The following is a 26,166-nucleotide window of genomic DNA, read 5'->3' on the forward strand; positions in this document are numbered from 1 at the left end:
GACTAGCGACGCGAAGGACTCCTTCCAGTTGACGACTGAGACCGTCTTCGAGATCCAGGCCTTCACTCCTCCGGACACTGCCGCCGGACTGTTCACCGTTCAGCCCTACACCGCCCACTGCCAGGTGATCTGCGCCGAGGGCGCCCACGCCGTGATCGGTGTGTCACCCGGCAACAGTTATTTCTCCGCCCAGCGCGTCACCGACCTGGCGCGCTGGGGCATCGCCCACTTCGACCAGGTGGACTTCGTCTATACCGACCTCCACGTGGCCGAGATGTACGAGGCCTCCGGCTACAGCGCCGAAGACGCCCGCCGCAAGGCCGTGAAGAACCTGCGGGGCGTACGGGCCAAGGTCACCAATGCCGTCGCGGCCGTCGACCCGGACGGACGGCGCCTGCGCGCCCACCCCATGTCGGCGTTCCAGGACAACCCGGCGTACCGGACCATCCACGACCACCTCCTCCGCCGACTGGATGTGGACGAGGATTTCCGGGCGACCTGCGACGCGCTGATCGACGCCTTCCTGTCCTCCAAGGTCCTGGGCGGGAAGACCGCCACCGAGCGGCAGCGCGCGGTGTGCCTGGAGTACGTGTGCGCCGAGGCGCCGCTGTTCCTGGACACCCCGGCCATCCTGGGCGTCCCGTCCTCCCTCAACTGCTACCACCAGCTACTGCCGATGGCCGAGCTGCTCTACTCGCGCGGCTCCGGACTGCGCGCCTCCCGCAACCAGGGCCACGCGATCGTGACCCCCGCCCAGCCCGCGCGGCACGCCGCCGAAGGAGACTCCTCCGATGTCCGTTGAAACCATGCCCGTCGCGACCGCGCTCGACGGGATCGTCGACTTCCCGTTCTCCTGGCGCGGCGACCAACTGCCCGCCGAGATCGAGACTTTGCGCAAGGAGCCGGTCAAGCGGGTGCGGACCATCGCCGGTGACGAGGCGTGGCTGGTGTCCTCCCACGCCCTGTGCAAGCAGGTCCTGGAGGACCAGCGGTTCAGCCTCAAGGACACCTCGGCGCCGGGCGTGCCACGGCAGTACGCGCTGACGATCCCGCCCGAGGTCGTCAACAACATGGGCAACATCACCGGGGCCGGGCTGCGCAAGGCGGTGCTCAAGGCGCTCAACCCGAAGGCGCCCGGCCTCGCCGACTGGATGCGGGCGAACGCCGCCGAGCTGGTCGAGGCGCTCATGGCCGAGGGCGCCCCGGCGGACCTGCGCGGGCAGTTCGCCGACCCGTACTCCGCCGCCATGCACTGCCACATCCTCGGCATCCCGCAGGCGGACGCGCCCAAGCTGATGCGCAGCCTGGACATCGCGTTCATGAACTCGGCCTGTCCCATCGCGGGCGCCAAGCTCAACTGGGACCGCGACATCGCCTACATGGTGGAGCGCCTGGACGACCCGGCCACCACCGGGCTGATGGCCGAACTCGCGGCGCTGCGCGAGGACCCGGAGTACGACCACCTCACGGACGAGATGCTGGCGACGGTCGGCGTGACCATGTTCGGCGCCGGGGTCATCTCCACCGCCGGCTTCCTGACCATGGCCCTCGTCTCGCTCATCCAGCACCCCGAGCTGACCGCCGAGCTCCTCGCGGACCGCACCAAGATCCCGGCGGCCGTGGACGAGCTGCTGCGGATCAACCTGTCCATCGGCGACGGCCTGCCCCGCCTGGCCATGGAGGACGTGACGCTCGGGGACGTGGAGGTGAAGAAGGGCGACCTGGTGCTGGTACTGGTCGAGGGCGCCAACTTCGACCCCGAGGTGTTCAGCGACCCGCACACCGTGGACCTCACGCGTGAGAACAACACGGCTCACCTCTCCTTCGGCGGCGGCCGGCACTACTGCCCGGCGACCGCGCTGGGCAAGAAGCACGCGGAGATCGCCCTGGAGACGCTGCTCGACCGGATGCCCGGGCTCCAGCTCGCGGTGCCGATCGAGCAGTTGGTGTGGCGGACCGGGTTCATGAAGCGCATCCCGGAGCGGCTGCCCGTGATGTGGTAGCCGGCCACCCGAACGGGACCGCCGCTCGCCCGGAGGAGGGAGCGGCGGTCCTGCCGTTGAGCGGCGGTCCTGCCGCTCGAAGGCCGTTCGTGCCGCTTACGGCGAGAGCCCCTCCGCGAGCTGCCGGAAGGCCAGGTCGGCGGCGGAGACCGCGTCCGCCTCCACCGCGTCGGCGGCCTCGCCCGCCTCGATGCGCCGCCAGTTCTCCTCCGCCAGAACCCGCTGTACGGCGACGATCTGACCCGCCGCCAGTCGCGCCCGGACGCCACCGCCCAGCGCGTCGGCCAGCGCCCGTTCGGACGCGCCCTGGTACGCGTACAGCCGCGCGACCAGGCTGGGCGTGCCGTACAGCAGTTGGTGGAAGGCGAGCACGTCGGGGTCGTCGCTCAACCCGGTCACCGGATCGCGGCGCGCGAGCCCGTCGCGGAAGTGGCGGTGCAGGGCGTCCAGCGGGCCCACACCGTCCGGCCGTGCCAGGACCACGCGGGCCGCCTCCTCGCGGTGGTCGGCGAACCGGTGCAGGACCAGGTCCTCCTTGGCCGGGAAGTAGCGGAACAGCGTCGGCTTGGAGACGTCGGCGGCCGCGGCGACCTCGGCGACCGACACCCGGTCGAAGCCCTTGTCCAGGAAGAGGGCGATCGCCGCCTCCGAGATCGCCTCGTACGTCTGCCGCTTCTTGCGTTCGCGCAACCCGCTCATGCCGATGAGCCTACGCACGTCGTGGCGCGACGCGCGGTGGGCCTCAACCGGACTTGGCGGCGGCGCGTACGGCGGTGAGCACCGGCTCTAGCGACGGCACCACCCGCTGCGCCCCCGCCCGGCGCAGCAGCTCGACGTGGTGCTCGTCGCGGCCGTAGCCGAGGAACGGCACGCCCGCCCGCAGTGCGGCGGCGAGGTCGGCGGGCGTGCTGCCGATCAGCAGGGACACGGCGGGCGACGCGCCCAGCGAGGCGAGGGCGTCCTCGACGCGGCCGTGGATGTGCGGGCCGAAGCAGTCGGCCAGGCCCCGCCCCGCGAGGTAGCGGGAGACCGCCGCCGGGGCGGTGTCGGTGACCACGGCGAGACCCGTGCCGACCGCGGCCAGGGTGCGGACCAGAGGGTCGGCGTAGGGCGTGGGCCACCCGGTCGCCGCGGCACGCAGCAGCGGGCCGTCGAAGCCGAACAGGACGTGCTGGGTGCCGTCGATGACGTCGGTGAGGTCGTGGTCCACAGATGCCGCCAGGGGTCGGGGGCCGGGGGTACGACGAGGGTGCCAGACGGGAGGTGATCCGCACAGGGGCGGGGCGCAGGGGCCGCCGCGGGGACTAGAACACGTCCGGGCACCACGGCCGGCGCGGGGTGCGCAGCAGCACGTCCGCCACCGCCGCCGCGCCCGGGGTGGACTCCGCCACGCGCCCCAGCGCGGCGAGCCGCACCGCCGACTCGTCGCCCAGGTGGAGCGTGCCCAGCTCCGCGACGTCCAGGACCAGGTCCGGCGCCTGGCGCGTCGGGGCGCAGGCCGCCCCCTCGGGCGAGGCGTCCAGCCGGTAGCGCCCGCCCGCGAGGCCCGCCGCGTCCCGCACCTCCAGCACCAGCGTGCCGGTGGTGCCGTAGGTACGGGACTCCAGGGCTCGTACGACATCGAGTATGCGCACCCACAGGAAGTCGGCGTGCGTCGTGACGCGCGCCGCGCGCGGGTCGGGCAGCAGCAGCGGCAAAAGGTCGTCCGGGGCTCGGTAGCCGCTCTTGACCCGCGTGACCCAGTCGATGGAGCAGACGAACCGCCACAGCGCGCGCTCGGCGGCCGGGGTGAGCGCCATCAGGTCCCGCACGGTCGCCGTGTTCAGCGGCTGCTTGGCATCGTCCCACGTGTCGTCCGCCGTGTACGCCGCGTACCCCTCCACCTCGCCGGAGGCCGAGCTGTACGTGGCGTAGAAGGGCTCCGTGAACGGCTCGCCGCCCGGCTGCGGGACGGCGCCCGTGAACACGTCCCAGCCGCGCTGGCCGCGGCTGACCATGCCGTGCCGCACGGCGCGCAGCCGGTCGTGCAGGGCGGGGCCGAGCTTGCGGATGTCGGGCGCGTCGATCAGGTCGATGCGGCCGCCATCCTCCGGGCCCGACCAGCGCGGGTCGAGGCCGGCGCGCCGCAGGTCGACCGTCCACTCGGTGGTCCAGGTGGCCGGGCCGTAGCCGTACCGCCCGTAGATCGGGTACTCGGCGGCGATCAGCGTCGAGAGGACCTCGCCCCGCTCCTTGGCCGCCGCCAGCTCGGTCCGCATCATGCGCGTGAGCAGGCCGCGCCGCCGGTGCGTGGGCGAGACCGTCACGTTGGACACCGCGCTCGCGGGCACGGGCGCGCCGCCCACGGCGGTGAGCTCCTGCGCGAACGACCGGAACGTCGCGACGCACCGGCCCGCCTCGAACGCGCCCTGCGTGCGCGCCAGGTCCATGTGCGGGAGGCGCCGCTCGGCCTCCCCGTCCGGCACCACGGGCGGCCGCAGCAACCCGGTGCGCAGCGCGCGCAGCCAGTCGGGGAACTCGGACGCGGTGACCGTGCGGACGTCGACGCTCATGGGCGTCACGCTAGGCGGCGCCGGCCGCCGGCCGCACCCGGTTTTCACCGGGCACCGGGCGCACCCCTGCCGCCCACGGCACCCCTCTCAGAACGCCGCCCGGATCTCGCCCACCCGCTGCCCGCCGCCCAGCAGCGGTACGTCGGCGATGCGGTCGAGCACCGGCGCGTCCACGTCCAGCATCCGCAGCGCCCGCGCCAGGACCGGGCCCCGGGCCCGCGCCGAACCGTCGTCGATCTTGAAGGCGAGCGCCCGGCCGTCCGCGAGGGCGACCGCCTGGACCCCCTCGGCGCCCACCTTCGACAGCGTCCCCGGCACCTCCCGCATCAGCCAGGTGTCCGGGCGCCGCGTGCCCGCCACGTACTCGGGGTGCGCGCGCATCGCGTCGGCGACCCGCCGCTGCGGCGTCCCCGGCTCGGCCAGCACGTACGAGCGGAACGCCCGGGCCAGCCCCACCAGGCTGATCGCCATCAGCGGCGCGCCGCACCCGTCCGTGCCGACCACCGGCACGTCCTCGCCGGCCGCCGCGCCCACCTCGTCGAGGACCAGCCGCTGGAGCGGGTGGGCCGGGTCCAGGTAGGAGCCGTGGTCCCAGCCGTTCACCGCGCAGGCGGCCAGCATCGCCGCGTGCTTGCCCGAGCAGTCCATGGTGATCCGCTCCCGGACCTTGCCGGCGGCCAGGTACGCCTCGGCCTCCACCGGGTCCAGTGGCAGGTCGGGCGGGGTCCGGAGGTCGGCCTCGGTGAACCCGTGATCGGCGAGCACCTTGCGGGCCAGGTCGAGGTGGAACGGCTCGCCCGAGTGGCTCCCGGTGGCCAGGGCCAGCGCCTCCGCCGACAGGTCCAGGCCGGCCCGCAGCACCGCGGCGGCCTGCATGGGCTTGTTGGACGAGCGGGGGAAGACCGGCGCCGCCGGGTCGCCGGCCGACACCTCGACGGTGCCGTCGGCGGCCAGCAGCACCAGCGACCCGCGGTGATGCCCTTCGACGAATCCGGACCGGACGACCTCGGCGAGGACCGGGGGTATGACGGTGGTGGCGGAGGAGGTCATGACGGCGCACCTTCCGGATCGGCGACCGCCCCTGCCGGGTCAGCGGAGCAGATCGTCTACTTGCGCTTCGCCTTCACGGTACCGGCGGGCGATCTCGGCGCTACAGTCGTCGGCGGTCCGCTGGAGCTGCTGCCGGCGCCGGGAGACCTGCTGTTCGTAGCGTGCGAGCCGCCCCATCGCGGCGTGCAGCTCTTCGTCCGTTCGGGCGGTCAGGTCCGACAGCTCGACCTCGGCGAGCATCTCGGCGGCCAGCCGCCGGTACTCCTCGCCGCGCGGTGTGGACACCGTCACGTGGCGGGCCGAGGAACGGTGCCGCGACGGGGTGTCGGCGAGGATCTCCGACAGCCGGTCCACGACCGGGACCTGCGCACCGCCGCGGCGCGCCAGCTCGGCGCGGAGGATGTCGATCCGCCCCTGGAGCAGCCTCCGTACGTAACTCAGGTCGGCCTCGTCGCCGTGCGAGTCGCGGCGCAGCGCGCGCAGCTCCGGCAACCGCATGGCCTTCAGGTCGTGCTGCCGCGCCTCCGGCAGGACGGCGTCACCGGTCCGCTGGGCCGGTGGCCGCAGGGCCCCTCTGCCACCGGCACATGTCATCGGTGCGGGATGTGGCGTCTGCCCGGCGCCAGGTGTGCTCATAGGAATCCGTCCCCTCGACCGGTGCGGAAAGCACCGCCTGAGAGGCATGGTGCCATTTGTGCCAGTGTCAATGCAGGCGCCTGCACCCGTTCGGACGCGGATAGGTTGGTCTGTATGCGTGCAGTGGTACAGAGGGTCGACGGGGCCAAGGTCGTCGTCGCCGGTGAGACCGTCGGGGAAATCGTCGGCGAGGGCTTGTGCGTGCTCGTGGGCGTCACCCACGAGGACACGGCCGAGAAGGCGGCGCAGCTCGCCCGGAAGCTGTGGTCGGTGCGGATCCTGGAGGGCGAGAAGTCCTGTTCGGACGTGAACGCACCCCTCCTGGTGATTTCGCAGTTCACCCTCTACGGGGACGCCCGCAAGGGCCGCCGCCCCACCTGGAACGCCGCGGCGCCGGGCGAGGTCGCCGAACCGCTGGTCGACGAGGTGGTGGCCCGGCTGCGCGAGCTGGGGGCGACGGTGGAGACGGGCCGGTTCGGAGCGGACATGCGGGTCTCGCTCACGAACCACGGCCCGTTCACGATCGTCGTCGACGTCTAGGGCCGGTCCCTAGGGCTCCACGACCGTCTCCTGGGCGGCGGCCGTGCTGCCCGCCATCAGCTCCGCGTCCACCGGCACATTGCGCTTGACCAGCGCGAGCGCGATGGGCCCGAGCTCGTGGTGGCGTACGGAGGTGGTGACGAACCCGAGCTGCCGCCCCTCCTCGCCGTCCGCCTTCAGCCGGACCGGCGTGCCGTGCGGCGGCAGGTGCACCTCGCTGCCGTCGAGGTGCAGGAAGACCATCCGGCGCGGCGGCTTGCCCAGGTTGTGGACGCGCGCCACGGTCTCCTGGCCCCGGTAGCAGCCCTTCTGGAGGTGGACGGCGGTGCCGATCAGGCCGATCTCGTGCGGGATGGTGCGGTGGTCGGTCTCGAAGCCGAGCCGGGGCCGGTGCGCCTCGACGCGCAGCGCCTCGTACGCCCAGATCCCGGCGAGCGGCCCGTGGTCCGCCGCGTACGCCTCCAGGTCGGCGCGCGGCAGGAACAGGTCGCGGCCGTGCGGGGTCTCCCGGACGACGACGCCCTCGGGGACCTCGGCGATGGAACCGGCCGGGAGGTGGACGACGGCGATGTCCCCGGTCCGGTCGGCGACCTCGACGCGGTAGAAGAACTTCATCGACTCCAGGTAGCCGATCAGCGCCTCCTGCGTCCCGGGCTCGACGTGCGCCCAGACGGTCTCGCCGTCGTCGACCAGGTACAGGGCGTGCTCGATGTGGCCGTGCGCGGAGAGGATCAGCGCTTCGGTGGCGTGGCCCGCCGGGAGTTCGCTGACGTGCTGGGTGAGCAGCAGGTGCAGCCAACTGAGCCGGTCGGCGCCGGTGACGGTGACGACACCGCGGTGGCTCAGGTCGACCAGGCCGGTGCCGGCGGCGAGGGCGCGCTGCTCGCGGAACAGGTCGCCGTAGTGGGCGGCGACACCTTCGTCGCGTCCCTCGGCGGGCACGGCGCCGGGCAGGGACAGCAGAGGGCTCTTCATGGCAGCAAGCCTACGACCCGTTAGTCGTACGTTTGGCTGTGCAGTCCTCGCACCGCCCGAAGATCGCGAAGTGCTTCAGGTCGGTGTCGAAGCCGAAGGTCTCCCGGAGCTTGCCGGTGAACTCGGCCGCCACCGCCACGTCCGCCTCGATGACGTTGGTGCAGTCACGGCAGACGAGGTGCAGGTGGTGGTGGCGGTCGGCGAGGTGGTACGTCGGCGCGCCGTGGCCCAGGTGGGCGTGGCTGACCAGCCCCAGCTCCTCCAGGAGCTCCAGGGTCCGGTAGACGGTGGAGATGTTCACCCCGGAGGCCGTCTTGCGGACCTCGGTGAGGATGTCGTCGGGCGTCGCGTGCTCCAGCACGTCCACCGCTTCCAGCACGAGCTGGCGCTGGGGAGTCAGCCGGTAGCCGCGCTGCCGCAGGTCACTCTTCCAGTCGGTGCTCACCACGCCGTCCAGTGTAGGAGCACCGACCCTCGATTCCCCGGCCCGCGCGAAGCGGGACTACTTGAAGAAGGCGATGCCGTCGTCCGGCAGGTCGCCGAGGTCCTTGGCCCAGGCCTCGACCTGCTCGGGCGTGACGACCTTCTTCAGGTGGGCCGACATGTACGGCCGCAGCGGCACCTCGGGCGTCGACTTCTCGCCGACCCACATCAGGTCGCCCTTCACATAGCCGTACAGCCGCTTGCCGCCGCTGTAGGGCCCGGAGGCCGCGGTGCGGGCGACGGCGTCCGTGACCAGGTCGATCTGCGGCTTCTGGTCGGCGAGCTCGCCGTACCAGACCTCGACGATGCCCTGGTCGCGCACCATCACGATCTCGACCTTGCGCTCCTTGTCGATGCGCCAGTAGCCGCTCTCGGACTCCAGGGGCTTGACCTTGTTGCCCTCGGCGTCCAGCACCCAGGTGCGGGAGACGTACTCGATGAAGTCCCGGCCGTCGTGGCTGAAGGTCACGGACTGGCCGAAGTTGCACTTCTCGGCGCCCGGGAAGTCGGACACGCCCGCGCCTTCCCACGTGCCCAGGAGGAACGCGAGGGGGACGAGCTCGGGGTTCAGGTCGGACGGGATCTCGATCATCAGCAGCTCTGTCGATCTGTAGGAGTGGTCAGCGCTGGCCCTGGTACAGCTTCTTCACGGTCAGGACGGCGAAGCCGAGCACGCCGACGCAGACCAGGACCAGCAGGGCGGAGAAGAAAGCCTCAAGCACAGGGTGCTCCTCGGTGAGCGGTGTGGGCGAAGAAAGGGGCCAGGTCCCAGCGTAATGGGTGGGGAGGCGGCCCTCCGTGTGAGGTTCCCCGCCGCGCACTACAGTGCGGCGTATGGCGAAGAAGCTCGTGATCAAGGTGACCGCAGGGGCCGACGCCCCCGAACGCTGCTCCCAGGCCTTCACGGTGGCGGCGGTCGCCGTGGCCAGCGGGGTGGAGGTGTCGCTCTGGCTGACCGGCGAGTCCTCGTGGTTCGCGCTGCCGGGGCGGGCGGCCGAGTTCGAGCTGCCGCACGCGGCGCCGCTGCCGGACCTGCTCGACTCGATCCTGGCGGGCGGCCGGATCACGCTGTGCACCCAGTGCGCGGCGCGGCGGGAGATCACCGAGAAGGACGTGCTGGACGGCGTGCGGATCGCGGGGGCGCAGGTCTTCGTCAGCGAGTCGATGGCCGACGGCACCCAGGCGCTCGTGTACTAGTCGCGGCGCCGCTTGCCGTCGAGCTCGTCCCACCACTGGTCGGACTGCGGGTCGCCGGACGGGTCGTCCCACCAGCGGTCGTCCGGCCCCCGCCGGTTGGCGATCATCGCCGCGACCGGGGGGATGACCATGGCGACGAAGCACATCGCGATGGCGGCGGGCGCCGACCACAGCCGTACGACGGCCCAGGCGCCCACGAAGAGCACCAGGCAGGCCGTCATCATCGTGAAGTAGACACGCCTGCGCCGCGCCAGCATGTCTTCAGCGTACGACGGGGGTACGACCGAAGGGCCGCACCTCGGTCCCGGTAAGCGTCCAACCCCCAGGAGGTGCGGCCCTTCGGCCGGTATGCGTGCCGCTACGTCACACGGCGATGGCGACCTCGGCCAGGCCGCCCTGCTGGGCGACGACCGTGCGGTCGGCCGTGCCGCCCGGGACGAGGGCGCGGACGGTCCACGTGCCCTCGGCCGCGTAGAAGCGGAACTGGCCGGTCGCGGAGGTCGGGACCTCGGCGGTGAACTCGCCGGTCGAGTCCAGCAGGCGCACGTAACCGACGACGGGCTCGCCGTCCTTGGTCACCTGGCCCTGGATGGTGGTCTCACCGGGCTTGATCGTCGAAGCGTCCGGGCCGCCGGCCTGTGCTCCACACATGGGTACTCCTGAGGGGTCGAGGGGGAGGGGACGGGAGGTCCGGGATTACTTGTTGGCGCCGAGCTCGATCGGCACGCCGACGAGGGAGCCGTACTCGGTCCACGAGCCGTCGTAGTTCTTGACGTTCTCCTGGCCGAGCAGCTCGTGCAGGACGAACCAGGTCAGGGCCGAGCGCTCACCGATGCGGCAGTAGGCGATCGTGTCCTTCGACAGGTCGACCTGCTCCTCGGCGTACAGCGCCTTGAGCTCCTCGTCGGACTTGAAGGTGCCGTCGTCGTTGGCGTTCTTCGACCACGGGATGTTGCGGGCGCTCGGCACGTGGCCGGGGCGCTGCGACTGCTCCTGCGGGAGGTGCGCCGGAGCGAGCAGCTTGCCGCTGAACTCGTCGGGGGAACGCACGTCGACCAGGTTCAGGCTGCCGATCGCGGCCACGACGTCGTCGCGGAAGGCGCGGATCGAAGTGTCCTGCGGCTTGGCCTTGTACTGGGTGGCCGGGCGGCTCGGGACCTCGGAGCCGTCGACCAGGTCGCGGGAGTCGAGCTCCCACTTCTTGCGGCCGCCGTCGAGGAGCTTGACGCTCTCGTGGCCGTACAGCTTGAAGTACCAGTAGGCGTACGACGCGAACCAGTTGTTGTTGCCGCCGTAGAGGACGACGGTGTCGTCGTTGGCGATGCCCTTCGCGGAGAGGAGCTTCTCGAAGCCCTCCTGGTCGACGAAGTCGCGGCGGACCGGGTCCTGGAGGTCCTTCTTCCAGTCGATCCGGACGGCGTTCTTGATGTGGTTCTTGTCGTAGGCCGAGGTGTCCTCGTCGACCTCGACGATGACGACCTTCGGGTCGTCGATGTGGGCCTCGACCCAGTCGGCGTCTACCAGGACGTCGCTGCGGCTCATGTCTGTTTCTCCTCCGGGGCAGTGTGCGGCGGGGTATGGCGGGGTGGTGCCGGTGCTCTTCGCGTACGGGGGTACGGCGGTGGGAGCGCGTGCGTGGCTGCGGTCGGCACGGGGGATGGGCCCGAGGTGCTCAAGGGCCCTGGGATACGGGAGGTCGGGCTCCCGCTCAGACGGAGCGACAGAGCATGGCGGCGACGCGGCACAGGTCTACTGCCCGCCGCTTCGTGAGATCCGCCTGTCGCTTCATGCAGCCGATCGTAGGGACGGTCGGGCGGCCGTGTCACCGGCGTGTCGCATGATGAGACGCGATCGTCCGCGATACGAGATGGAAGATCCCCCGCAGGAGGGACGGCCGACCGCCGGGCGGGGCTTTGCCGCTCGCCATCTGCGGAGCGGACGGCCCTGTCTCACGATGTGGCCGAAAAGGGTCCGGGACGGGTGCTTCAGCCCGCCAGCACGACGTCCGTGCCGGTGACGGTGACCGCGAGGCCGTCGGGGGTCGCCTCGACCTTCGTCAGCTTCAGCCCGGCCGGCAGACCGCCGACCTGCCGGTCGAAGTCGGTGCGCTCACGGATGCGGTCCTCCAGCCCCGGGATGCCCTCGCCGGGCACCTTGTCCGCACGTACCCGGATGGTGTCGCCGCCCACGACGCTGACCGAGGACAGGACGCTGCGCGTGACGCTGCCCAGGACCGGGAGCTCGACGCTGCCGGTGACCTTGACCTTGCCGTTGCCGCCGTGGCCGAGGGTGACGTCCTCGCCGGACGCCTTGGCGAGATCGGCGTAGGAGATGCGCGCCGTGCCGGATGCGGAGGCGGCGACGGCGGTGGAGAAGTTGTTCTCCAGCCGGATGTTCTTCAGCGCCGCGTCCATTTCGCTGACGCGGACCTTGCGGCCGCCGGCCGACGCCTCCACGCCGGTGAGGGTCACGTCGACCTGGTCCAGCTCCTTGCCCATGACCTGCGTCAGGAACGGGAAGCCCTTGATCGAGACGTTCGCGGACCCGGCCGCCAGGCCCTGGTTGGCGGCTATTCGCTCGGCGGCCTCGGACTCGGCGTAGTTCACCGCCAGGCGGTCGCCGATGGTGAACAGACCACCGAGGATCACAGCGGTGATCAGCAGTATTCGCAGTGCTCGCATTGCTCGGTGTTCCCCCACCCTGTTCGCGACCGGCTCCCCGTACCCCTCATGATCGACGTGCGGGGTTACTCATTGGTTCCCCCGGTCGCGTACGTCACTCGCGTACGCCACTCACGTCAGCGCACGCCCCAGCACGTACACGGCGGGCGCGGCGGCGGTGAGCGGCAGCGCCACCCCGGCCGTCATGTGGACGAAGCGCGACGGGTAGTCGTAGCTCGCCACCCGGTGCCCGACCAGGGCGCACACCCCGGCGCCCAGCCCCAGCAGCGCGCCCTGCGCCCCGATGCCGGTCATCCCGCCGGCGGCGACACCGGCGCCCGCGGCCGCGAGCAGCGCCACCACGAGCGTCACGGCGCCCGGCAGCGGCAGCGCGCGGGCCACCACCGTGACGGCGACCGCGAGGCCGCCCACGACGACCGCGTCGGAGGCGGCGGCCAGGTGCCCGGCCGCGAGGACGGCGAGCGCGGACGAGGCGACCGTGGCCATCAGGCCGTACTGGCGCTCGTCGGAGCCCGCGTGGCTGCGGAGCTGGAGGACCAGCACCAGCAGCACCCACACCCCGAGCGTGCCGAGGATCGCGGCGGGCGCGTGCTCCGTGCCCGCGGCGAGCAGCGCGACGTCCGCGGTCAGGCCGCCCGCGAAGGCGAGCGCGATGCCCTGGCGGGCCGGCCACATGCCGTTGAGCCGGAACCAGCCGGCGGCGGTGACGGCCTGGAGCAGGACCAGCGGGACCAGCAGCCCGTACGGCCCGAGGGCGGCGCCCGCCGCCAGGAGACCGCCGAGGGCGGCGGTCAGCACGGCCGGCTGCATGCCCGGCTCGATGATCGGCGAGCGGCCCTCGGCGCGGGCCCGCTGGGCGTCGGTCATCCGCACGTGGCCGGAGGTGGTGGGCGCGCTGTACCCCGGCGCCGCGTACTCGGGTGCGGGCGCCGGGGCCTGGGCCTGGGCGGGTGCGGGGTCCGGGGCGACCGGCCGCAGGTGCGTGGTCGGGGTGTCGTACGGGACCTCGGGGGGCAGCGGGTAGGCGGCCGGGACGCCCTGCGCCGGGAGGTAGGCGGTGTCGGCGGCGGCGGTCATGGGCTGAGCGGGCTGCTGCTGCGGCTGCTGCCCGGGCTGGACGGCCGGCTGGTACTGGGTGTCCCAGGTCTGCCCCTCCCACGTCTGCGCGACGTTCGGGTCCTGGTACTCGTACCCGTTTCCGTACGGGTACTGCTGATCGCTGCTCATGCTGTGCGGTTCACCCTCCTGCGAACGGCGGGAGCACCTCGACCGTGCCGCCCTCGGCAAGGCGTACGGTCTCATGGCTCCGGGTCCCGACGGGGTCACCGTCGACCAGGAAGGAACACCGCTGGAGTACCCGGACCAACTCGCCCGGGTGCCGCTCGCGCACGGCGTCCAGCGCCTCTGCCAGGTTCTCCGCGGCGTACGGCTCCTCGGCGATCCCCGCGGCGGCCTTGGCCGCGGCCCAGTAGCGGATGGTCCCCGCTGCCATAGCGGCACTCCTTTCGTCGGCCTCGTCGGCATCCATCATGGGCTATGGCGCCGACACCCAGTCCGCGATGCGGGCGAGCAGGGCGTCGTCCGCCGCGTTCTCGGCGTGGCCCATGCCTGCCTCCAGCCACAGTTCGGCGGGTCCGGCGGCCGCGAGCATCCGGGGGTGGTCGACCGGGAAGTACGGGTCGCGGTCGCCGTGCACGACCAGCAGCGGCACCGGGGCGATCAGCGGCGCCGCCTCGACCGGCGACATCGGCACCGGGTCCCAGGCACGGTCGTGGATGCGGGTGCGCAGCCCGTAGCGGCCGACCAGGCGCCCGGCGGGCCGGGTGACCACCCAGTGCAGCCGCCGCATCGGAGCCGTGCCCCGGTAGTACCAGCGCGCGGGAGCACTCACGGCGACCACGGCGTCCGTGCGCGCCTCCCCCGCGTCCCGGTACAGCGCCGCGTGTCGCAGCACCACCGAGCCGCCCATCGAGAACCCGACCGTCGCCACGCGCGCGTAGCCCAGCTCACGCGCCCACCGCACCGCCGCCGCCAGGTCCAGCACCTCCCGGTCGCCGACCGTGGAGCGCCCGCCGGACCGGCCGTGCCCGCGGAAGGAGAACGTCACCACCCCGGTACGGCGCCCGAACACCCGCGCCGCGCGCCGTACCGCCGGCCGGTCCACCGAGCCCGTGAACCCATGGGCGACAACGATGGCCGTATCCGCAACACTGTCCGTATGCGGTGCTTTGTTCGGCTTGTGCGGCGAATGGACCGCTTCGATGCGCACCCCGTCCGGTGTACGGAGGGTGGCGCGCAGAGGGCCGCGCGTGATCGAGGGAACATCCACGATGTGAAATGCGCCCTCTGCCTCGGAACTCATGTGGGCTATTCTGCTCGGCAGAGGATCCGGGCGACGCAGCCCCCGGATCCTTTTGTGTTTTCCGCCCGTTGTTACAGGCAGGTGAACAAAGGCTCTCAGGGCGCGGGGAGCCTCGTACGAAGCAGTGCCGCAACAGTGCCGCAACGTCCTCGCAGGGACCGAGGAGGAACCGACGTTATGGGCCAGCGAACCGTGCACGACCATAGGACGACCCGGGCATGGGGGGCGCGATGAGCTCTCTGCTGCTCCTGACCAATGCCCTCCAGCCGTCGACGGAGGTGCTCCCCGCCCTCGGACTGCTGCTGCACAACGTGCGCGTGGCCCCCGCCGAGGGCCCGGCCCTCGTGGACACCCCCGGCGCGGACGTGATCCTCGTCGACGGCCGCCGCGACCTGCCGCAGGTGCGGTCGCTGTGCCAGCTCCTGCGCTCCACCGGGCCCGGCTGCCCGCTGATCCTCGTCGTCACCGAGGGCGGCCTCGCCGCCGTCACCGCCGACTGGGGCATCGACGACGTCCTGCTGGACACGGCCGGTCCGGCCGAGGTCGAGGCACGGCTGCGGCTCGCGATGGGCCGCCAGCAGATCACCGCCGACGACTCCCCCATGGAGATCCGCAACGGCGACCTGTCGGTCGACGAGGCGACGTACAGCGCCAAGCTCAAGGGCCGGGTCCTGGACCTGACCTTCAAGGAGTTCGAGCTGCTGAAGTACCTCGCCCAGCACCCTGGCCGGGTCTTCACCCGCGCCCAGCTCCTCCAGGAGGTCTGGGGGTACGACTACTTCGGCGGTACGCGCACGGTCGACGTCCACGTACGGCGGCTGCGCGCCAAGCTCGGCCCCGAGCACGAGTCCCTGATCGGCACCGTGCGCAACGTCGGATACCGCTTCGTCACCCCGGAGAAGGTCGAGCGGGCGGCCGAGGAAGCCCGTACGAAAGAGGCCAAAACGTCCGCCCCCGCGCGCGACGACGACTCCGAAGAGGCGCAGGAAGCCGCCGTACGACCTGCCCAGAGGTAGGTCACCCCGCGTAGACTGCCGCGCGTGGCCAAGGTGACGCGGGACGACGTGGCGCGACTGGCGGGTACTTCCACCGCGGTCGTGAGCTACGTCATCAACAACGGACCCCGGCCGGTCGCCCCGGCCACGCGCGAGCGCGTTCTCGCAGCGATCAAGGAGCTGGGCTACCGGCCCGACCGCGTCGCGCAGGCCATGGCCTCGCGGCGCACCGACCTCATAGGCATGATCGTCCCCGACGCCCGGCAGCCGTTCTTCGCCGAGATGGCACACGCGGTCGAACGGGCCGCCGCCGACCGCGGCAAGATGGTCCTCGTCGGCAACTCCGACTACCGCGACGAGCGCGAGGTGCACTACCTGCGGGCCTTCCTCGGGATGCGGGTCGCCGGGCTGATCCTGGTCAGCCAGGGCCCCAGCGAGCGTGCCGCGCAGGAGATCGAGGCGTGGGACGCGCGCGTGGTGCTGCTCCACGAGCGGCCCGAGGCCATCGACGACGTCGCGGTCGTCACGGACGACATCGGCGGCGCGCAGCTCGCCACCCGTCACCTCCTGGAGCACGGCCACGAGTACGTGGCCTGCCTCGGTGGCGTCGAGGACACCCCCTCCGTCGGTGACCCGGTGGCCGACCACGAGGAGGGCTGGCGCCGCGCGATGCTGGAGTCCGGCCGCTCGGTCGAGGGCCGGCTGTTCCAGGCCCCGTACAACCGCTACGACGCCTACCAGGTGGCCCTGAAGATCCTGTCCGGCCCCGACCGGCCGCCGGCGATCTTCTGCTCCACGGACGACCAGGCGATCGGCGTCCTGCGCGCGGCGCGCGAACTGCGCCTGGACGTGCCGGGCGACCTGGCCGTGGCGGGCTTCGACGACGTCAAGGAGGCCGCGCTGACGGACCCGCCGCTCACCACGGTCTCCTCCGACCGCCCGGCGATGGCCCGCGCGGCGGTGGACCTGGTCCTCGACGACGGGTTGCGGGTCGCGGGGTCGCGGCGGGAGCGGGTCAAGCAGTTCCCGTCGGCGCTGATAGTGCGCCGGTCCTGCGGCTGCGACGGCCAGTAGTCCCGCGCGTTTATTTGGGGCATACAAGACTTTGCCCGGACTCTCAGGACGTCCTCAGACGGCTCTCATGTACGGCTCCGAGAGTTGTGTCCATGACGGACCACTCCCCAGGTGACCAGCAGCAGCCCACGTTCGCGTATCCGCCGCCCCCGGCGCACCCGCCCACCGCGCACCGCCGGGCCAAGCGGCCGGTGGCCCTCGTCGCCGCCGTCGCCATCGCCGCCGCCCTGGTCGGCGGGGGTGCCTCCGCCCTCGTCCAGGAACTCGCCCAGGGCGACCCGGTCACCGGCACCGGCGCCGTGACCGGCACCAATGTGTCCCAGTCCGGCAAGGGCACCGTCGCCGGTGTCGCCCAGGCGGTGTCGCCGAGCATCGTGGAGATCAACGCGACGACCGGCTCCGGCAAGTCCACCGGCTCCGGCGTGATCATCACCGGCGACGGCGAGATCGTCACCAACAACCACGTGATCTCCGGCGCCTCCGGCATCAAGGTCCGGCTGAGTGACGGCAGGACGTACGACGCCGAGGTCGTCGGCACCGATCCGGACAAGGACCTGGCGCTGATCAAGCTCCAGGGCGCCTCCGGGCTGAAGGCCGCCACGCTCGGCGACTCGGGCAAGGTCAGGGTCGGCGACCAGGTCGTGGCCATCGGGTCCCCGGAGGGCCTGACCGGCACCGTCACCAGCGGCATCGTCTCCGCGCTCGACCGTGACGTCACGGTCGCCAAGGACGAGGGACGCCGGCAGCCCGACCCACGGCAGGGCTGGCCCTTCGAGTTCGGCGGGCAGGAGTTCAACGGCGACACGGGCGACTCGAAGACCACGTACAAGGCCATCCAGACCGATGCCTCGCTCAATCCCGGCAACTCCGGCGGCGCGCTGATCAACATGGCCGGCGAGATCATCGGGATCAACTCCGCCATGTACTCGCCGAGCGCCGCCACCGGCTCCACGGCCGGCAGCGTGGGCCTGGGCTTCGCCATCCCCATCAACACCGTCAAGGCCGACCTGGACAACCTCCGGTCGGGATCGTGACGCGTGCGACGCTGACCCCATGAACACCACCGCTGACGCTGCCGACCGCATCCTGATCGTCGACGACGAGCCCGCCGTCCGCGAGGCGCTCCAGCGCAGCCTCGCCTTCGAGGGGTACGGGACCGATGTCGCCGTCGACGGCGCCGACGCGCTGGCGAAGATGGACGCGTACGCCCCCGACCTCGTCGTCCTCGACGTCCAGATGCCCCGGATGGACGGCCTGACCGCCGCCCGGCGCATCCGCGCCGCCGGTTCGACCGTCCCGATCCTGATGCTCACCGCCCGCGACACGGTCGGCGACCGCGTGACCGGGCTGGACGCGGGCGCGGACGACTACCTGGTCAAGCCGTTCGAGCTGGACGAGCTGTTCGCCCGCATCCGGGCGCTGCTGCGGCGCAGCTCGTACGCCCGCACCCTCGGTGAGCAGCCGGAGGCGGACGCCCTGACGTTCGCGGACCTGCGGATGGACCTGGCGACGCGCGAGGTGACGCGGGGCGGGCGGCCGGTGGAGCTGACCCGCACGGAGTTCACGCTCCTGGAGATGTTCCTGTCGCACCCCCGGCAGGTGCTGACGCGGGAGCAGATCCTGAAGTCGGTGTGGGGCTTCGACTTCGAGCCGAGCTCCAACTCCCTGGACGTGTACGTGATGTACCTGCGCCGCAAGACGGAGGCGGCGGGCGAACCGCGCCTGGTGCACACGGTGCGGGGCGTGGGGTACGTGCTGCGGGGCGGGGGCGACGGGTGACGACGGGACCGGTCGCCCGCTTCCGCGCGCTGCCGCTGCGCTCACGGCTCGCCCTGCTGACGGCCACGGCGGTGGCGGTGGCGGTGGCGGCGGTGTCGGTGGCGTGCTGGCTGCTGACCCGGGCGGAGCTGCGGGACGAGCTGGACAACTCGCTGTACAGCCTGTCGGCGCCGGACGACTACCAGCGGCTGCTCGCCTTCGCCTGCCGGCCGTCCGGCGGCCCCGACCAGGGCAACACGGCGCCGGGCACGGCGTACGTGCAGATCGTGCGGCCGGACGGCAGCCGCTGCGTGGGGCCGGGCACCCCGCCCGTGGTCGTCGAGCGGTCCGACGCCGAGGTCGCGGCGGGGCTGCGGCGCGAGTCGCTGCACGACGGCGTCACCACCAGCGGGCAGCCCGTGCGGGTCCTCACCCGCACCGACGCCGAGACGCAGTACACCGTGTCCATCTCCCGGCCCCTGACGGAGGTCGACGGCGCGCTGAACCAGCTCGCGCTGGTGCTCACCGCGCTGGCCGGCATCGGGGTCTTCGGGGCCGGCGCCGCCGGGCTGTGGGTGGCGCGGACCGGACTCAAGCCGGTGGACCGGCTGACCGGGGCGGTGGAGCACGTGGCGCGGACGGAGGACCTGACCGTCCGCATCCCCGTGGAGGGCGAGGATGAGATCGCCCGCCTGTCGCGGTCGTTCAACGCGATGACGGCCGCGCTCGCCTCCTCCCGGGACCGGCAGGCGCAGCTCATCGCCGACGCGGGGCACGAGCTGCGTACGCCGCTGACGTCCCTGCGGACGAACATCGAACTGCTGGCGCGCAGCGAGGAGACGGGCCGGGCGATCCCGCCCGGGGACCGGCGGGCCCTGATGGCGTCGGTCAAGGCGCAGATGACGGAACTGGCCGCGTTGATCGGCGACTTGCAGGAGCTGTCCCGGCCGGACGCGGCGGCCCCGGGGCGGCTGGAGGTGGTCGCGCTGCACGACCTCCTCGGTACGGCGCTCGCGCGGGCACGGCTGCGCGGCCCGGAGCTGACGGTCTCGGCGGAGGACGTGCGGCCCTGGTACGTGCGCGCGGAGCCGGCCGGGCTTGAGCGCGCACTTGTGAACGTGCTGGACAACGCGGTGAAGTTCTCCCCGCCCGGCGGCACGGTGGAGGTGGCGCTGGTGGACGGCGAGCTGTCCGTGCGGGACCACGGGCCGGGCATCGCGCCCGAGGAGCTGCCGCACGTCTTCGAGCGGTTCTGGCGCTCACCGTCGGCGCGCAGCCTGCCCGGCTCGGGGCTCGGCCTGTCGATCGTGGCGCGCACGGTGCGGCAGGCGGGCGGCGAGGTCGCGCTGACGGCGGCGGAGGGCGGCGGCACGCGCGCGGTGATCCGGCTGCCGGGCGCGCCGACGCCGCCACCGTCGTCTCCGGAGGCGGCCTGACGCCCGGCCGGGGCCGGTTCCCCCTCGGCCCCGACCGGGTGCGTCCATAGCTATCCGGCCACGATCTCGTGGCGCAAACTGAAGTGGCCTGAACTCGCCATGACGTTTTTCACCGGGGTCGGAGGGAACCCCGGACCGGAAAATCCCATGCGCCGCGTCATGTGCCGCGTCATGTGCCGTCATGCGTCGCGTCATGCGTTGTGGCGGATCAGGGACTCGACGAGCCCCGCCCGGGTGTTGGGGAAGTCCATCGGGACGATGCCGAGCCCCTTCCAGCCGCTCGCCTCGGCGCCGTCGAGGAAGCCGTGGACGCGCGGGTTGAGCCGGTCGGCGTTCCAGCGGGGCGGGAGCAGCGCGGCGGTGGAGACGTGGTTGACGTACAGCTTGCCGGGCTGGGCGGCGGCCTTGCGGAAATGGGCCTCGATCTTCGGGTACTTGGCGAAGGGCTCGGCCATGTAGTCGTCCTGGATGTCGAACAGCGCGCCGTCCCCGTACCGCACGCCGGGCAGCCCGCCGTTGTCGGCGAGGAGGACGACCTTGCCGCGTGCCTCGCCGAGCGACGGCAGGCCGTCACCGATGCGGAAGAGGGGGCGCCAGCCCTTGGCGTCCAGGTAGAGGTCGAAGACCCACCGGAAGGTGGCGTCGGGCTCCTCGGAGTACTCCTGCTTGACGCGCATCAGCACCGTCTCGGAGGGGTGCGCGGCGAGGAAATCGCGGCAGGCGATGAGGACATCGCCGAACATCTGATTCTGGTAATACGCGCCGTGGTGGATCGCGAACGCGTCGCCGGTGACCCGGCAGCGGACGTCCAGGAAGCGGATGCCGCTGTCGAGCTGCTGGGCCACGGTGGTGTTCTGGCAGGCCACCCACAGCCCTCCGGCGGGCGCGCCGGAGTTGTGCGTCCCGGGAATGGTCAGCGCCCGCAGCGGGGTGTCGCCGGGGAAGCGGGCCATCCAGTCCTGGGTGCCGAGCACCCGGGTGCGGGCGCGGGCGGGGGTTCCCAGGAGGGCGGTGGCGGATACGGCGGCGGCACCCGCGAGCAGACTCCGGCGGCTCAAGTCCAGGCTCATGGGCCGGAGTATGGCGCGTACACGACAACTGCGCCAGAGAGAACGGGCGAGCGGCGGAACCGTTCACCGGCCCGCCGCCCGCCCGTCAGGGACTACTTGATGACCGTGATCCGGTCCGCCTTCGGCGGCGCGATCGGCGCGGTCGCCGACGAGTTGGCCGCCAGGTAGGCGTTGAAGATGTCCAGGTCGGACGCGCCGACCAGCTTGTTCTTGCCCTGCGCGAGGGCCGGGAAGCCGTCGCCGCCGCCCGCGAGGAACTCGTTCATCGCGACGCGGTAGGTCTTCGCCGGGTCGATCGGCTCACCGTTCAGCTTCACCGAGCCGTCCACGACCCGGGCCGCGCCCGTCTTCGTCATGTCGAGCGTGTAGGTGAAGCCCCTGGAGACCTGGAGGATCTTCGGGGAGACCTCGTTCGAGCCGCTGACCTGCTGCTGGAGGCCCGCGATGAGCTGCGCGCCGGTCAGGTCGACCACGTTCATCATGTTGGTGAACGGCTGCACGGTGAACGCCTCGCCGTAGGTCACCACCCCGTCGCCCTCGGAGCCGGACGCCTTGTAGACCAGGTCGGAGCGGATGCCGCCCGGGTTCATCAGCGCGATCTGCGCGCCGCCCTTGTCGGCGGGCGCGAGCCCGGCGAGCTGCGCGTCGGCGATCAGGTCACCGAGCGGCTTCTCGTAGTCGGTCGAGCCACGGCCGTTGATGTCGGCGGAGATGTAGCCCTGCGGCTTGTTGGCGATCGGCGCGGCGAGCGCGTTCCACCGCTCGATCAGCGAGGTCATGTCGGCGGCCTTGGGCACGTCACGCGATACGACGTGGTTCGCGGACTCCACCGCCGTACGGACGATGTCCTTGGTCCGGCGGTCGTACGTCAGCGTCGTGTCGGTGTAGAGCTTGCCGTACGAGGACGCCGAGGTGACCATGCGCGGCTTGCCGGACGGGTCCGGGATGGTGCACACGTACGCCTGGTGGGTGTGCCCCGTGACCAGCGCGTCGACCTGCGGGTTCAGCTTCTTCGCGATGTCGACGATCGGGCCGGAGACGCCGTCGCCGGGGCCCGGGCTGTCGCAGTTGTAGTTGTACGAGGACGAGGCCGGCGCACCGCCCTCGTGGATGAGCGCGACGATGGACTTGACGCCCTTGCGCTCCAGGACCTTGGTGTACTTGTCGATCGTCTCGACCTCGTCGCCGAACTTCAGGCCCTTGACGCCCTCGGCGGTGACGATGTTCGGCGTGCCCTCCAGGGTCACCCCGATGAAACCGATCTTGACGCCCTTGCGCTCCCAGATGAAGTACGGGTCGAGGATCGGCTTGCCCGTCTTCTCGTCCGTGACGTTCGCGGCGAGGTACGGGAAGGCGGCGCCGGGGAAGGTCTTGCCCTCCTCGTAGCAGCCGCCGGTCGGGTGGCAGCCGCCGTCCTGCATGCGGGCCAGCTCCTTGGCGCCCTCGTCGAACTCGTGGTTGCCCACGGACGAGACGTCCAGCTTCAGCTTGTTCAGCGCCTCGACGGTCGGCTCGTCGTGGAAGAGCCCCGACATCAGCGGCGAGGCACCGATCATGTCGCCCGCGGCGGCGGTGATGGAGTACGGGTTGCCCTGGCGCGCGGTGCGCAGGTGCGTGGCGAGGTACTCGACGCCGCCCGCCTTGATCTTCTCGGTCGTGCCGTCCGCGTGGGTGTGGGTGACCTCCCCGGACGAGCCGGCCGGCGGCTCCAGGTTGCCGTGCAGGTCGTTGAAGGAGAGGAGCTGGATGTCGACCGTGCGGCCCGGGTGGTGCCCGGCGGGCCTGCCCCGGTCGTCGGCGCCGGCGGGCAGGGCGGCGACCATCGCCCCGGCGGTGGCCAGTCCGGCGGCCGCGGCGAGTATCCGCCGCCCCGCCCGGTTCTTCTTGGGTGTGACTGACATCTGTCCCCTCGTTGGTCAACAAGTCGTGTACGGCCAGGCGCAGCCTAGGGTCAACGCGCGTAGCGCAACAGGGGGTGGCGGGTTACAAGAGCGTTGCTGCCGGTCGCCGTAGGCTCGTACACATGACGACTGACGCCCCCGTACCGGCCCTTGAGCCCGGCCGCCGTATCGATACCTTCGACGAGCTCAGCCACGAGCAGGCCCAGGACGTCCTCGCCCTCCTCGCCGAGGCCGCCCGCGTGGACGGCATGCAGGCCGTGTCCGAACAGGGGCGGCTCCAACTGCGCGGCGGGCGGCGCGAAGGGGTGTCGCACCTGCTGCTCACCGTGCGCGGCGACCTCGTCGGCTACGCCCAGCTAGAGGACACCGACCCCGTCGAGGCCCCGGCGGCCGAGCTGGTCGTCCACCCCGCGCACCGGGGCCGCGGCCACGGCCGGGCGCTGGGCTCCGCGCTGCTGGCCGCGTCCGGCAAGCGGCTGCGGGTGTGGGCGCACGGCGGCAAGTCGGCCGCCCGCCACCTGTCCCAGGTGCTCGGGCTGACCCTGTTCCGGGAGCTGCGGCAGATGCGCCGGCCGCTCACCGACCTCGCGGACATCCCCGAGCCGGTGCTGCCGCCCGGCATCGCCGTGCGCCCCTTCGTGCCCGGCCAGGACGACGCCGCCTGGCTGGCCGTCAACGCCGCCGCGTTCGCGCACCACCCCGAGCAGGGCTCGCTGACCCAGCGGGACCTGGACGACCGCAAGGCCGAGCCGTGGTTCGACCCCAAGGGCTTCTTCCTCGCCGTACGGGAGTCGGACGGCGAGCTCGTGGGCTTCCACTGGACGAAGGTGCACGCCGAGGAGCAGCTCGGCGAGGTGTACGTCGTCGGCGTCAGCCCCGATGCGCAGGGCGGCGGCCTCGGCAAGGCGCTGACCGCGATCGGGCTGCGGCACCTGGCGGCGCAGGGCCTGCCGACGGCGATGCTGTACGTGGACGCGGACAACACGGCGGCGGTGCGGGTGTACGAGGGGATGGGCTTCACCACGCACGAGGTGGACCTGATGTACCGCTCGGAGACGTGAGCCGGCACGGCTGAGCAGGGCGGGCCGTCGACCCTTCCCGGTTGACACCCGCCCTCTCTTGCACCACCCTTTCACTACTTGATTAGTGAAAGGGTGGTGCAAGAACGTGGTCGAGTACCGGATCGACCGGCGCAGCGGTGTCGCCACCTACCTCCAGATCGTCCAGCAGACCAAACAGGCCCTCCGCCTGGGGCTGCTGGAACCCGGCGACAGACTGCCCACGGCACGCGAGGTCGTCGAAGCCACCGCCATCAACCCGAACACGGTGCTCAAGGCCTACCGCGAGCTGGAACGGGAGGGCCTCGTCGAGGCCCGCCGCGGCCTCGGCACCTTCGTACGGAAGACCCTGGGCAGCGCGGCCCCGGCCGACTCCCCGCTGCGCGGCGAGCTCGCCGACTGGGCCGCCCGCGCCCGCGCGGCCGGACTGGAGCGGGACGACGTGACGGCGCTCTTCACCGCCGTACTGGAACAGCTCTACGAGGGGGACGACTCATGACCAGCGCGCTGGAGGCCCAGGGCCTCGCCAAACGCTACGGCCGGCGGGCCGCCGCGCTACAGGACTGCGCCTTCCGGCTCCCCGCCGGCCGGATCTGCGCGCTCGTCGGCCCCAACGGCGCCGGCAAGTCCACGCTCCTCGCCCTGGCCGCCGGACTGATACGGCCGACCGCCGGCACGGTCCGGGTCCTCGGCACCGATCCGGCATCCGCCCGCGAGCGGGTGGCGTACGTCGCCCAGGACAAGCCCCTGTACCCGCAGCTCACCGTCGCCGAGACGCTCCGCATGGGCGCCGAACTCAACCCGGGACGCTGGGACGCCGACGCGGCGGACCGTGTCGTCGCCCCGCTCGACCCGGCCGCCCGCGTCCGCGGCCTCTCCGGCGGCCAGCGCACCCGCGTCGCGCTCGCCCTGGCGCTCGGCAAGCGCCCCGAGCTGCTCCTGCTCGACGAGCCGATGGCCGACCTCGACCCTCTCGCCCGCCACCAACTGATGGGCACGCTCATGGCGGACGCGGCCGAGCGCGGCACGAGCGTCGTGATGTCGTCGCACATCCTCAGCGAACTGGAGGGCGCCTGCGACTTCCTGCTGCTCGTCGACGGCGGCCGCGTCCGCCTCGGCGGCGACATCGACGACATCCTGGCCGCCCACACCCTGGTCACCGGCCCCGTCGCCGACCTGGCCCCGCACACGGTCGTGGAGTCCCGCGTCACCGGCCGCCAGCTCACCGCGCTCGTCCGCGGGGACGGCCCGGTCGACCGCACGTCCTGGCAGACCACGGAACCGTCCCTGGAGGACCTGTTGCTCGCCCATCTCCGCTCCCCGGACGCCCCACCCCTCCTCACCCCGAGCGCGGCCTTCGGCGTGGACGGGGTGGTGGCGGCGTGAGCGGGCAGCTTGTGACGGGTCCCCGCTGGGTGGTGCTGCGCCAGCACCGGCAGGCGCTGTGGGTGCTGCTGGGCCTGGTCGTGACCGCCGTCGCCATGATGGTCGCCTCCCACCTGTGGGCGAACAGTGCGGAGGAGGGCCTCCGGGCCGTGGACTGCACGCTCCGCAGCACGGAGCAGCGCTGCTTCCAGCCGGCGCGCGACTACACGGACGCCACCTGGAACGCCAGGCACCTCATCGAGTACACCGCACTGGGTCTGATGGTGCTGCCCGGCCTGGTCGGGGCCTTCGTGGCGGGACCGGTGATCGCCCGGGAACTGGAGACGGGAACGTACAAGGTGGCATGGAGTCAGTCCGTCAGCCCCTCCCGCTGGCTGGTCGCCAAGCTCACCATCCCCCTGGCGGCCGTCGTCACGGGCACGGCGCTGCTCACGCTGCTCTTCCACTGGGCGTGGTCGGCGGGGCCGGCCCACGACTTCCCCACGTACTGGTACGAGCCGACGATGTACGCCTCGATCGGGATCGTCCCGGTCGCCTCAGTGGCGCTGGGCGTCGCCCTGGGGGCGCTGGTGGGCCTGCTCGTACGACGTACTGTCCTCGCGATGAGCGCGACCGCGCTGACCATCGGCGCGGTGCTGCTCGTCATGGCACAGGTACGTGCGTACCTGTGGCCGCTGAGGACCATGACCAGCGCCGCTGGGCCCGACGTCCGAATCTCGGAGGTCTGGCGGGTCGACTCGGGCATCCTCACGCCCTCCGGTGAGCGTCTGCGCGCGCTGGACTGCCACGGGGAACTCACGGCGCAACCCGCCGGGTGCAACGCCCTGGGCGGGGAGACGACCCACTACCTCGACTACCACCCCGCCTCCCACTTCTGGCCCCTCCAGCTCGTGGAGACCGGCATCCTCCTCGCCCTCGCCGCCCTGGCCACCCTGCTGGCGTTCCGCGTGCTGCGGCGGCGGCACGCGTGAGCGGGCCGGGGGGGGGGGGGGGGGGGGGGGGGGGGGGG

General features: G+C 72.2%; 31 protein-coding genes. 13 read left to right on the plus strand and 18 right to left on the minus strand.

The window, feature by feature from the left end:
- Window positions 1–28: 28 nt before the first annotated feature.
- Both ACZ46W_RS21385 and ACZ46W_RS21390 read left to right on the plus strand, forming a co-directional pair.
- Window positions 29–802 carry a cyclodityrosine synthase gene (locus ACZ46W_RS21385; protein WP_468339715.1) on the plus strand — a complete coding sequence of 258 codons (774 nt, stop codon included), beginning with the start codon at window positions 29–31 and terminating at the stop codon, window positions 800–802.
- The gene (locus ACZ46W_RS21390; RefSeq protein ID WP_468339717.1) at window positions 792–2,003 is read left to right on the plus strand and encodes a cytochrome P450; all 1,212 of its coding nucleotides are present in this window, start codon (window positions 792–794) and stop codon (window positions 2,001–2,003) included. The genes ACZ46W_RS21385 and ACZ46W_RS21390 overlap by 11 nt, the downstream gene beginning before the upstream one ends.
- Window positions 2,004–2,099: 96 nt before the next feature.
- Here the strand turns inward: ACZ46W_RS21390 and ACZ46W_RS21395 are convergent, their stop codons facing one another.
- The 5 genes from ACZ46W_RS21395 to ACZ46W_RS21415 all read right to left on the minus strand — a co-directional run bounded on the left by ACZ46W_RS21395 (window position 2,100) and on the right by ACZ46W_RS21415 (window position 6,241).
- Complete coding sequence (locus ACZ46W_RS21395) at window positions 2,100–2,702, minus strand: TetR/AcrR family transcriptional regulator (protein ID WP_468339719.1); 603 nt, start codon at window positions 2,700–2,702, stop codon at window positions 2,100–2,102.
- 43 nt (window positions 2,703–2,745) lie between these two features.
- A complete protein-coding gene (locus ACZ46W_RS21400) occupies window positions 2,746–3,213 on the minus strand; it encodes an HAD family hydrolase (RefSeq protein ID WP_468339721.1) in 468 nt (155 codons plus the stop codon).
- 94 nt (window positions 3,214–3,307) lie between these two features.
- A complete protein-coding gene (locus ACZ46W_RS21405) occupies window positions 3,308–4,555 on the minus strand; it encodes a GNAT family N-acetyltransferase (RefSeq protein ID WP_468339723.1) in 1,248 nt (415 codons plus the stop codon).
- An 87-nt stretch (window positions 4,556–4,642) separates the two neighbouring features.
- A complete protein-coding gene (locus tag ACZ46W_RS21410; protein WP_468339725.1) occupies window positions 4,643–5,605 on the minus strand; it encodes an asparaginase in 963 nt (320 codons plus the stop codon).
- Between the two features lie 39 nt (window positions 5,606–5,644).
- Window positions 5,645–6,241, minus strand: a complete 597-nt coding sequence (locus ACZ46W_RS21415; protein ID WP_468339727.1) for an RsiG family protein — start codon at window positions 6,239–6,241, stop codon at window positions 5,645–5,647.
- A 114-nt stretch (window positions 6,242–6,355) separates the two neighbouring features.
- Here ACZ46W_RS21415 and dtd point away from each other — a divergent pair, with 114 nt between their 5' ends.
- Complete coding sequence (dtd, locus tag ACZ46W_RS21420; RefSeq protein WP_468339729.1) at window positions 6,356–6,781, plus strand: D-aminoacyl-tRNA deacylase; 426 nt, start codon at window positions 6,356–6,358, stop codon at window positions 6,779–6,781.
- A gap of 9 nt (window positions 6,782–6,790) precedes the next feature.
- On the opposite strand, the gene ygfZ is transcribed toward dtd, so the two are convergent.
- Genes ygfZ through ACZ46W_RS21435 form a run of 3 tightly spaced genes read right to left on the minus strand, consistent with a single transcriptional unit; the run spans window position 6,791 to window position 8,831 of the window.
- Window positions 6,791–7,756: a CAF17-like 4Fe-4S cluster assembly/insertion protein YgfZ gene (ygfZ, locus tag ACZ46W_RS21425; RefSeq protein ID WP_468339731.1), complete on the minus strand. Its 966-nt coding sequence runs from the start codon at window positions 7,754–7,756 to the stop codon at window positions 6,791–6,793.
- A gap of 10 nt (window positions 7,757–7,766) precedes the next feature.
- On the minus strand, window positions 7,767–8,204 hold the full coding sequence (locus tag ACZ46W_RS21430) for a Fur family transcriptional regulator (RefSeq protein ID WP_366129022.1): 438 nt from the start codon (window positions 8,202–8,204) through the stop codon (window positions 7,767–7,769).
- Between the two features lie 54 nt (window positions 8,205–8,258).
- Window positions 8,259–8,831 carry a heme-binding beta-barrel domain-containing protein gene (locus ACZ46W_RS21435; protein ID WP_468339734.1) on the minus strand — a complete coding sequence of 191 codons (573 nt, stop codon included), beginning with the start codon at window positions 8,829–8,831 and terminating at the stop codon, window positions 8,259–8,261.
- Window positions 8,832–9,073: 242 nt separating this feature from the next.
- Here ACZ46W_RS21435 and ACZ46W_RS21440 point away from each other — a divergent pair, with 242 nt between their 5' ends.
- On the plus strand, window positions 9,074–9,436 hold the full coding sequence (locus ACZ46W_RS21440) for a DsrE family protein (protein WP_468339736.1): 363 nt from the start codon (window positions 9,074–9,076) through the stop codon (window positions 9,434–9,436).
- Here ACZ46W_RS21440 and ACZ46W_RS21445 read toward each other — a convergent pair.
- The 8 genes from ACZ46W_RS21445 to ACZ46W_RS21480 form a co-directional block, all read right to left on the minus strand.
- Entirely contained in the window at window positions 9,433–9,693 is a 261-nt protein-coding gene (locus ACZ46W_RS21445) for a DUF3099 domain-containing protein (RefSeq protein WP_468339738.1), read from the minus strand. The genes ACZ46W_RS21440 and ACZ46W_RS21445 overlap by 4 nt on opposite strands.
- A gap of 106 nt (window positions 9,694–9,799) precedes the next feature.
- A complete protein-coding gene (locus ACZ46W_RS21450) occupies window positions 9,800–10,087 on the minus strand; it encodes a DUF1416 domain-containing protein (protein ID WP_064067594.1) in 288 nt (95 codons plus the stop codon).
- 45 nt (window positions 10,088–10,132) lie between these two features.
- Window positions 10,133–10,978: a sulfurtransferase gene (locus ACZ46W_RS21455; RefSeq protein WP_468339740.1), complete on the minus strand. Its 846-nt coding sequence runs from the start codon at window positions 10,976–10,978 to the stop codon at window positions 10,133–10,135.
- 166 nt (window positions 10,979–11,144) lie between these two features.
- A complete protein-coding gene (locus ACZ46W_RS21460) occupies window positions 11,145–11,225 on the minus strand; it encodes a putative leader peptide (protein WP_350497993.1) in 81 nt (26 codons plus the stop codon).
- Between the two features lie 196 nt (window positions 11,226–11,421).
- Entirely contained in the window at window positions 11,422–12,117 is a 696-nt protein-coding gene (locus ACZ46W_RS21465) for an LmeA family phospholipid-binding protein (protein WP_468339742.1), read from the minus strand.
- A gap of 111 nt (window positions 12,118–12,228) precedes the next feature.
- Window positions 12,229–13,344: a hypothetical protein gene (locus ACZ46W_RS21470; RefSeq protein WP_468339744.1), complete on the minus strand. Its 1,116-nt coding sequence runs from the start codon at window positions 13,342–13,344 to the stop codon at window positions 12,229–12,231.
- A gap of 10 nt (window positions 13,345–13,354) precedes the next feature.
- Window positions 13,355–13,609, minus strand: a complete 255-nt coding sequence (locus ACZ46W_RS21475; RefSeq protein ID WP_073757168.1) for a MoaD/ThiS family protein — start codon at window positions 13,607–13,609, stop codon at window positions 13,355–13,357.
- Between the two features lie 42 nt (window positions 13,610–13,651).
- On the minus strand, window positions 13,652–14,479 hold the full coding sequence (locus tag ACZ46W_RS21480) for an alpha/beta hydrolase family protein (protein WP_468339747.1): 828 nt from the start codon (window positions 14,477–14,479) through the stop codon (window positions 13,652–13,654).
- A gap of 230 nt (window positions 14,480–14,709) precedes the next feature.
- Here ACZ46W_RS21480 and ACZ46W_RS21485 point away from each other — a divergent pair, with 230 nt between their 5' ends.
- From ACZ46W_RS21485 to ACZ46W_RS21505, 5 genes are all read left to right on the plus strand, one after another.
- A complete protein-coding gene (locus ACZ46W_RS21485) occupies window positions 14,710–15,495 on the plus strand; it encodes a response regulator transcription factor (protein ID WP_468339749.1) in 786 nt (261 codons plus the stop codon).
- Window positions 15,496–15,519: 24 nt separating this feature from the next.
- Window positions 15,520–16,548 carry a LacI family DNA-binding transcriptional regulator gene (locus tag ACZ46W_RS21490; RefSeq protein ID WP_468339751.1) on the plus strand — a complete coding sequence of 343 codons (1,029 nt, stop codon included), beginning with the start codon at window positions 15,520–15,522 and terminating at the stop codon, window positions 16,546–16,548.
- 92 nt (window positions 16,549–16,640) lie between these two features.
- The gene (locus tag ACZ46W_RS21495) at window positions 16,641–17,582 is read left to right on the plus strand and encodes a S1C family serine protease (protein ID WP_468339753.1); all 942 of its coding nucleotides are present in this window, start codon (window positions 16,641–16,643) and stop codon (window positions 17,580–17,582) included.
- A 19-nt stretch (window positions 17,583–17,601) separates the two neighbouring features.
- Window positions 17,602–18,327, plus strand: coding sequence for a response regulator transcription factor (locus ACZ46W_RS21500; RefSeq protein ID WP_366129036.1), 726 nt, complete (start codon window positions 17,602–17,604; stop codon window positions 18,325–18,327).
- Window positions 18,324–19,742 carry a sensor histidine kinase gene (locus tag ACZ46W_RS21505; RefSeq protein ID WP_468339756.1) on the plus strand — a complete coding sequence of 473 codons (1,419 nt, stop codon included), beginning with the start codon at window positions 18,324–18,326 and terminating at the stop codon, window positions 19,740–19,742. The genes ACZ46W_RS21500 and ACZ46W_RS21505 overlap by 4 nt, the downstream gene beginning before the upstream one ends.
- A 191-nt stretch (window positions 19,743–19,933) precedes the next feature.
- Here the strand turns inward: ACZ46W_RS21505 and ACZ46W_RS21510 are convergent, their stop codons facing one another.
- Both ACZ46W_RS21510 and ACZ46W_RS21515 read right to left on the minus strand, forming a co-directional pair.
- Window positions 19,934–20,812 (minus strand): phosphatidylinositol-specific phospholipase C, encoded by an 879-nt coding sequence (locus ACZ46W_RS21510; protein WP_468339758.1) that lies wholly within the window; start codon window positions 20,810–20,812, stop codon window positions 19,934–19,936.
- A gap of 92 nt (window positions 20,813–20,904) precedes the next feature.
- On the minus strand, window positions 20,905–22,713 hold the full coding sequence (locus ACZ46W_RS21515) for a bifunctional metallophosphatase/5'-nucleotidase (RefSeq protein ID WP_468339759.1): 1,809 nt from the start codon (window positions 22,711–22,713) through the stop codon (window positions 20,905–20,907).
- A gap of 122 nt (window positions 22,714–22,835) precedes the next feature.
- Here ACZ46W_RS21515 and mshD point away from each other — a divergent pair, with 122 nt between their 5' ends.
- The 4 genes from mshD to ACZ46W_RS21535 all read left to right on the plus strand — a co-directional run bounded on the left by mshD (window position 22,836) and on the right by ACZ46W_RS21535 (window position 26,128).
- A complete protein-coding gene (mshD, locus tag ACZ46W_RS21520; protein WP_468339761.1) occupies window positions 22,836–23,774 on the plus strand; it encodes a mycothiol synthase in 939 nt (312 codons plus the stop codon).
- Window positions 23,775–23,880: 106 nt separating this feature from the next.
- A complete protein-coding gene (locus ACZ46W_RS21525; RefSeq protein ID WP_468339763.1) occupies window positions 23,881–24,270 on the plus strand; it encodes a GntR family transcriptional regulator in 390 nt (129 codons plus the stop codon).
- Window positions 24,267–25,157 (plus strand): ABC transporter ATP-binding protein, encoded by an 891-nt coding sequence (locus tag ACZ46W_RS21530; protein ID WP_468339765.1) that lies wholly within the window; start codon window positions 24,267–24,269, stop codon window positions 25,155–25,157. The genes ACZ46W_RS21525 and ACZ46W_RS21530 overlap by 4 nt, the downstream gene beginning before the upstream one ends.
- Window positions 25,154–26,128 (plus strand): hypothetical protein, encoded by a 975-nt coding sequence (locus tag ACZ46W_RS21535; RefSeq protein ID WP_468339767.1) that lies wholly within the window; start codon window positions 25,154–25,156, stop codon window positions 26,126–26,128. Before ACZ46W_RS21530 ends, ACZ46W_RS21535 begins: the two co-directional genes overlap by 4 nt.
- Window positions 26,129–26,166: the final 38 nt, after the last annotated feature.

Source organism: Streptomyces sp. NPDC031064 (assembly GCF_055570965.1).

What these genes read in the sequence shown, in the direction of transcription:
- ACZ46W_RS21515 (WP_468339759.1), bottom strand. Translation starts at nt 22,713, where the DNA reads ATGTCAGTCACACCCAAGAAGAACCGGGCGGGGCGGCGGATACTCGCC.
- ACZ46W_RS21450 (WP_064067594.1), bottom strand. Translation starts at nt 10,087, where the DNA reads ATGTGTGGAGCACAGGCCGGCGGCCCGGACGCTTCGACGATCAAGCCC.
- ACZ46W_RS21500 (WP_366129036.1), top strand. Translation starts at nt 17,602, where the DNA reads ATGAACACCACCGCTGACGCTGCCGACCGCATCCTGATCGTCGACGAC.
- ACZ46W_RS21415 (WP_468339727.1), bottom strand. Translation starts at nt 6,241, where the DNA reads ATGAGCACACCTGGCGCCGGGCAGACGCCACATCCCGCACCGATGACA.
- ACZ46W_RS21440 (WP_468339736.1), top strand. Translation starts at nt 9,074, where the DNA reads ATGGCGAAGAAGCTCGTGATCAAGGTGACCGCAGGGGCCGACGCCCCC.
- ACZ46W_RS21395 (WP_468339719.1), bottom strand. Translation starts at nt 2,702, where the DNA reads ATGAGCGGGTTGCGCGAACGCAAGAAGCGGCAGACGTACGAGGCGATC.
- ygfZ (WP_468339731.1), bottom strand. Translation starts at nt 7,756, where the DNA reads ATGAAGAGCCCTCTGCTGTCCCTGCCCGGCGCCGTGCCCGCCGAGGGA.
- ACZ46W_RS21465 (WP_468339742.1), bottom strand. Translation starts at nt 12,117, where the DNA reads ATGCGAGCACTGCGAATACTGCTGATCACCGCTGTGATCCTCGGTGGT.
- ACZ46W_RS21480 (WP_468339747.1), bottom strand. Translation starts at nt 14,479, where the DNA reads ATGAGTTCCGAGGCAGAGGGCGCATTTCACATCGTGGATGTTCCCTCG.
- ACZ46W_RS21495 (WP_468339753.1), top strand. Translation starts at nt 16,641, where the DNA reads ATGACGGACCACTCCCCAGGTGACCAGCAGCAGCCCACGTTCGCGTAT.
- ACZ46W_RS21455 (WP_468339740.1), bottom strand. Translation starts at nt 10,978, where the DNA reads ATGAGCCGCAGCGACGTCCTGGTAGACGCCGACTGGGTCGAGGCCCAC.
- ACZ46W_RS21405 (WP_468339723.1), bottom strand. Translation starts at nt 4,555, where the DNA reads ATGAGCGTCGACGTCCGCACGGTCACCGCGTCCGAGTTCCCCGACTGG.
- ACZ46W_RS21445 (WP_468339738.1), bottom strand. Translation starts at nt 9,693, where the DNA reads ATGCTGGCGCGGCGCAGGCGTGTCTACTTCACGATGATGACGGCCTGC.
- mshD (WP_468339761.1), top strand. Translation starts at nt 22,836, where the DNA reads ATGACGACTGACGCCCCCGTACCGGCCCTTGAGCCCGGCCGCCGTATC.
- ACZ46W_RS21475 (WP_073757168.1), bottom strand. Translation starts at nt 13,609, where the DNA reads ATGGCAGCGGGGACCATCCGCTACTGGGCCGCGGCCAAGGCCGCCGCG.
- ACZ46W_RS21410 (WP_468339725.1), bottom strand. Translation starts at nt 5,605, where the DNA reads ATGACCTCCTCCGCCACCACCGTCATACCCCCGGTCCTCGCCGAGGTC.
- ACZ46W_RS21460 (WP_350497993.1), bottom strand. Translation starts at nt 11,225, where the DNA reads ATGAAGCGACAGGCGGATCTCACGAAGCGGCGGGCAGTAGACCTGTGC.
- ACZ46W_RS21435 (WP_468339734.1), bottom strand. Translation starts at nt 8,831, where the DNA reads ATGATCGAGATCCCGTCCGACCTGAACCCCGAGCTCGTCCCCCTCGCG.
- ACZ46W_RS21530 (WP_468339765.1), top strand. Translation starts at nt 24,267, where the DNA reads ATGACCAGCGCGCTGGAGGCCCAGGGCCTCGCCAAACGCTACGGCCGG.
- ACZ46W_RS21470 (WP_468339744.1), bottom strand. Translation starts at nt 13,344, where the DNA reads ATGAGCAGCGATCAGCAGTACCCGTACGGAAACGGGTACGAGTACCAG.
- ACZ46W_RS21510 (WP_468339758.1), bottom strand. Translation starts at nt 20,812, where the DNA reads ATGAGCCTGGACTTGAGCCGCCGGAGTCTGCTCGCGGGTGCCGCCGCC.
- dtd (WP_468339729.1), top strand. Translation starts at nt 6,356, where the DNA reads ATGCGTGCAGTGGTACAGAGGGTCGACGGGGCCAAGGTCGTCGTCGCC.
- ACZ46W_RS21485 (WP_468339749.1), top strand. Translation starts at nt 14,710, where the DNA reads ATGAGCTCTCTGCTGCTCCTGACCAATGCCCTCCAGCCGTCGACGGAG.
- ACZ46W_RS21390 (WP_468339717.1), top strand. Translation starts at nt 792, where the DNA reads ATGTCCGTTGAAACCATGCCCGTCGCGACCGCGCTCGACGGGATCGTC.